Origin of the sequence: Dietzia maris (assembly GCF_014144855.1) — a bacterium.
GTDB classification, from domain to species: domain Bacteria; phylum Actinomycetota; class Actinomycetes; order Mycobacteriales; family Mycobacteriaceae; genus Dietzia; species Dietzia kunjamensis.
In genome coordinates this window covers 1-4660 of sequence record NZ_JAALDN010000053.1, presented here as the reverse complement: position 1 = coordinate 4660, position 4660 = coordinate 1, and the positions used below count along the sequence as shown (strand labels likewise).

The following is a 4660-nucleotide window of genomic DNA, read 5'->3' as shown; positions in this document are numbered from 1 at the left end:
GACGGCCGTCGGGAGGTCGGCGCGGCCGGCCCTGGCGACGGCCTCGCAGTCGCGGTCGGAGACCAGCGCGACGATGCGGTACGGGCAGCCGGGGGCGTCGGCGGCGTCGAGCACGCTCTGCGCGAGGGTCCCGGAACCGGACGCCATCAGGACAACGCGGCGGGCACCGGCAGGGTCGGCATCAGGGGAGCCGGCGCTAGGTGGAGAGGCGCTGGGGGTCTCGCTACCGACCACGTCCGGCTCTCCTACCCGTCGATCCTCAGACCCACCGGGAGCGCGGGCCACGGCTGGGAGTCTAGTCGGCCGCCCCTCTGCCCTCGGCAGGCAGACCGGTCGGGTCGTCGGAGTCGGACTGTGCATCGCCGGGTTCGGCATCGTCGGCCACCGCGTCCCCACGCCGGGTGTCCTCGGACTCGCCCTCGTCGACCCGGACCTCCTCGGACTGATCCTCGGCGGGCTGACCCTCCGCGGGCTGCTCCTCCGCCGGCCGTGGGTCCTCGACCACCGCCGGTGATGGCGGACCCCCGGCAACCGTGGCGTCCTCGTCGGCAGCCGGGTCGAGGTCTGGCTGCGCGTCCACCTCGGCTTCCGCGGCGGTGTCGGAAGCGGCGACCTCGTCGTCGACCCCGGCGCTGTCGACCCCGGCGTCCTCGACACCAGCGTCCTCGACACCGGACGTGCTGGCCTCGCCGACCTCGCCCACCCCGCTCCCGGTCGGGTCCTCGACCGGATACTCCGCCGGGTCCTCGACCGGGTCTTCGACCACCCGGGCGGTCCCGGCGCGGCGACGACGCCGCTCGAGTTCGCTCTCGGCCCGCTCGCGGCGCCGAGTCAGGCCCGCCAACGACAAGGCGATCGTCGCCGACCCGATGATGCCGAACAGCACCAGGGCCATCGACGCCGCGATGAGCGAGCCCGTCCCGACCATGCCCAGCATCCCCAGCCGACCGCCCGCGATGACCGGGCTCACCGCGATCACCAGGGCCACGATCCCGGCGGCCAACCACGTCGCCTTGACGGCGTCGCCCGTCGTGCGGAACCAGTGCGCGACCGACCTCGCGAGCCCGGCCGCCACGAACACCGTCACGAGCAACAGGCCCTGCACGGCCCAGTGCGGGTTGGTGGTGGGCAGGACGGCCGCCAACGGCACCTCCGGCATCGGCCCTCGGGACACCGCGAACACGCTGTAGGAGGCCTCGCCCAGGTGCGCCTCCCCGCCCACCATGAGCGCGGCCCCGGTCATCACCACATTGGGCAGGTACGCCACCGAGATGCCCGCGAGCGCGGCCGCGCCCACGACGCCCTTGCCGATCTCCAGGACCGACCCCACCGGCTCCCACGCCATCACCAGTCCGACCAGCACCAGCAGTGTCGCGACGGCCCACGTCGCGGCGACGAACGCGGCGCCCAGGTGGATCCCCCCACGCACCCACAGCGGCAGTATCTCGCGCAGGTCGCGACGGAAGTACAGCCACACCCCCAGCCCCGAACCCACGATCCCCACACCCGCGGTCCACAGCAACGCCGTCGGCAGGGCCGACTCGCGCACCGCGAAATCCGAGGCGGCCGACCCGACCAGCAGCGTCGCCAGCCCGGTCAGCAACAGCCCCGCCAGCGTCACACCGGCCATCGCCGCCCCCGCCTCGCGCGGGCCCGGCTGCTCGACGTCCGCCAGCACCGCACGGGTCTGCCGGGCCAGGACCGCCACATAGATCAGCGCGGGCAACAACGGCAGGAACCCCAGCTCGACCCGGTCCACGGTCAGCGGCACCCGGTTGACCACCAGCCACTCCACCGCGACCACCGCGAACAGCGAGTCGAATCCGTCGGCGGTGAACAGCAGAACCGCCAGGGTGAGCGCCGCCAGCACCAGTACGGAGACGATGACGGGCAGCGCCGCGGCGGCCGCCGTCCACAACAACGAGCGGGCACCCGCGGGCGACCGTCTCGCAGCGGGCCGGATGACGCGTGGGGGACTCACTCTGACAACCGTAGATACCCGCCGGCGCGGGGCACCCCCGGCACGCCGCGACCCCCGCCATCCGGGGATGACGGGGGTCGCTGGGGCCTGCTCACTCGCGGTGGCCGGGAGGGCCACCGCGGGCGGATCACATGGCGTCGAGAAGATCCTTGGCCAGCTGCGCGGTCTCGGACGGCGTCTTGCCGACCTTGACGCCCGCGGCCTCCAGGGCCTCCTTCTTGGCCTGCGCGGTACCCGCGGAGCCGGAGACGATGGCGCCGGCATGGCCCATCGTCTTGCCCTCGGGGGCGGTGAAGCCGGCCACGTAGCCGACGACCGGCTTGGTGACGTTGGCCTTGATGTAATCGGCCGCACGCTCCTCGGCGTCGCCGCCGATCTCGCCGATCATGACGATGACCTTGGTCTCCGGGTCGTTCTCGAAGGCCTCGATGCAGTCGATGTGCGTGGTGCCGACGATCGGGTCGCCACCGATGCCGATGGCGGTCGAGAAACCGTAGTCGGCCAGCTCGTACATCATCTGGTAGGTCAGGGTGCCCGACTTGGACACCAGACCGACCGGCCCCTTGCCCGCGATGTTGGCCGGGGTGATACCGACCAGCGACTCGCCCGGCGTGATGATGCCCGGGCAGTTGGGGCCGATGATGCGGGTCTTGCCGCCCTTGGCGACGTTGTAGTTCCACGCGGTGGCGGTGTCCAGCACCGGGGCGCCCTCGGTGATGACCACGGCGAGCCCGATCTCCGCGTCCACGGCCTCAATGATCGCGTCCTTGGTGAACGGCGGCGGGACGAACAGAATCGTCGTGTCGGCGCCGGTGGCCTCCATGGCCTCCTTCACGGAACCGAACACGGGCAGCTCGACGTCGTTACCGTCGGCGTCCTTGTGGGACACCGTCGTGCCGGCCTTGCGGGCGTTGACGCCGCCGACGATCTGGGTACCGGCCGCGAGCATGCGGGCGGTGTGCTTGCTGCCCTCGCCGCCGGTGATGCCCTGGACGATGACCTTGTTGTCCTTGTTGAGGAAAATCGACATGTGTGTAAGGTCCTTTAGCTTCTTACTTGGCGGCCAGCTCGGCGGCCTTGTCGGCGCCGGAGTCCATGTTGTCGGCCAGGGTCACGAGCGGGTGGTTCGCCTCGGCGAGGATCTTGCGACCCTCCTCGACGTTGTTGCCGTCGAGCCGGACCACGAGGGGCTTGTTGGCCTCGTCGCCCAGGATCTCCAGGGCCTTGACGATGCCGTTCGCGACCGCGTCACACGCGGTGATGCCGCCGAAGACGTTGACGAACACGCTCTTGACCTGCTCGTCATTGAGGATGACGTCGAGACCGTTGGCCATGACCTCGGCAGAGGCACCGCCGCCGATGTCGAGGAAGTTGGCGGGCTTGACGCCGCCGTGGTTCTCGCCCGCGTAGGCGACGACGTCGAGGGTCGACATGACCAGACCGGCGCCGTTGCCGATGATGCCGACCTGTCCGTCCAGCTTGACGTAGTTGAGGTCGTTCTCCGCGGCCTTCTGCTCGAGCGGATCCGTGGTGCCCGCGTCGGCGAAGTCGGCGAAGGTCTCCTTGTGACGGAACTCGGCGTTCTCGTCCAGGGTGACCTTGCCGTCGAGCGCGAGGATCTCGTCATTCGGCGTACGGACGAGCGGGTTCACCTCGACCAGCGTGGCGTCCTCCTTGATGAAGACGTCGTACAGCTTGGCGATGGTCACCGCAGCGGCGTCCAGCACCTCCTCCGGCAGGTGGCCGGCCTTCGCGATCTCGCGGGCCTTGGCCTCGTCGACACCGACCGTGGGGTCGATGTTGATCCGGGCGAGGCGGTCCGGGGACTCCTCGGCGACCTGCTCGATCTCGACGCCGCCCTCGACCGAGCACATGGCCAGGTAATTGCGGTTCGACCGATCGACCAGGAAGGAGATGTAGTACTCCTCCGCGATGTCGCTGGCCTCGGCGACCAGCAGGTTCTTGACGATGTGGCCCTTGATGTCCAGGCCCAGGATGTCCTCGGCCCGGGCGCGGGCCTCCTTGGCATCCTCCGCCAGCTTCACGCCGCCGGCCTTGCCACGGCCTCCGACCTTGACCTGCGCCTTGACGACGACAGGCTTGCCGATCTCGGCCGCAACCTTCTCGGCCTCTTCCGCGGTGTCCGCGACGCGCCCCGGGGTGGTGGGCACGTCATGCTTCGCGAAAAGAGCCTTTGCCTGGTATTCAAAGAGATCCATCAGCTCACCATCTTGACGTGGGTAGATTCGCCCGGCCCTGTCGAAAGCCGAGTCCTGCCTCATCCTAGGCGCGTGGTGTGTCCCCCGTCGCACACTGGGGGTAGCTGTGTGTAGTGGATCACACCGGACGGCAGTCCGAACCGTCACACCCCACACATGCGCACCCCGGAGCCCCTCGGGCACCACGAGTCGCACCGGTGTGACGCACCCCTCCCCCACGCGCCGCCGACAACCTTGCGGCACCGTTGCCGATCCGTTACGTTGGACGACGTTCATCACGAAAAGATCACGGCGCGAACGCAGAGGGGAAACGACACGGTGCAGAAGTCGCAATTCGAGGAAGCCGCGACTCCCGTCGTCATCCCCCCTGTCGGTGCGCACCGGGTCGGCCGTCACCGGATGCCCGCGCCGCCGCACGCACTGCGCGGTCGCGCAGCCGTCCTGGCCGTCGCGGCCGGCG

Annotated in this window: 3 protein-coding genes and 1 pseudogene; 1 reads left to right on the top strand and 3 read right to left on the bottom strand. The window is 70.1% G+C overall.

Features of this window, described 5'->3' with window-relative positions; genetic code table 11:
• Positions 1-295 precede the first annotated feature (295 nt).
• The 3 genes from G6024_RS01975 to sucC all read right to left on the bottom strand — a co-directional run bounded on the left by G6024_RS01975 (position 296) and on the right by sucC (position 4200).
• Positions 296-1981 carry a cell division protein PerM gene (locus tag G6024_RS01975; protein ID WP_235027724.1) on the bottom strand — a complete coding sequence of 562 codons (1686 nt, stop codon included), beginning with the start codon at positions 1979-1981 and terminating at the stop codon, positions 296-298.
• A 127-nt stretch (positions 1982-2108) separates the two neighbouring features.
• On the bottom strand, positions 2109-3011 hold the full coding sequence (gene sucD / locus G6024_RS01970) for a succinate--CoA ligase subunit alpha (protein ID WP_067717326.1): 903 nt from the start codon (positions 3009-3011) through the stop codon (positions 2109-2111).
• Between the two features lie 22 nt (positions 3012-3033).
• Positions 3034-4200 carry an ADP-forming succinate--CoA ligase subunit beta gene (gene sucC / locus G6024_RS01965; protein WP_067717323.1) on the bottom strand — a complete coding sequence of 389 codons (1167 nt, stop codon included), beginning with the start codon at positions 4198-4200 and terminating at the stop codon, positions 3034-3036.
• Positions 4201-4485: 285 nt separating this feature from the next.
• Between sucC and G6024_RS17140 the strand changes: the two are divergent.
• Positions 4486-4660, top strand: a pseudogene (locus G6024_RS17140) (M23 family peptidase); the annotation flags it as partial.

Excerpts from the sequence above, each read along its gene's own strand:
- sucD (WP_067717326.1), bottom strand. The coding sequence starts at position 3,011 with ATGTCGATTTTCCTCAACAAGGACAACAAGGTCATCGTCCAGGGCATC.
- sucC (WP_067717323.1), bottom strand. The coding sequence starts at position 4,200 with ATGGATCTCTTTGAATACCAGGCAAAGGCTCTTTTCGCGAAGCATGAC.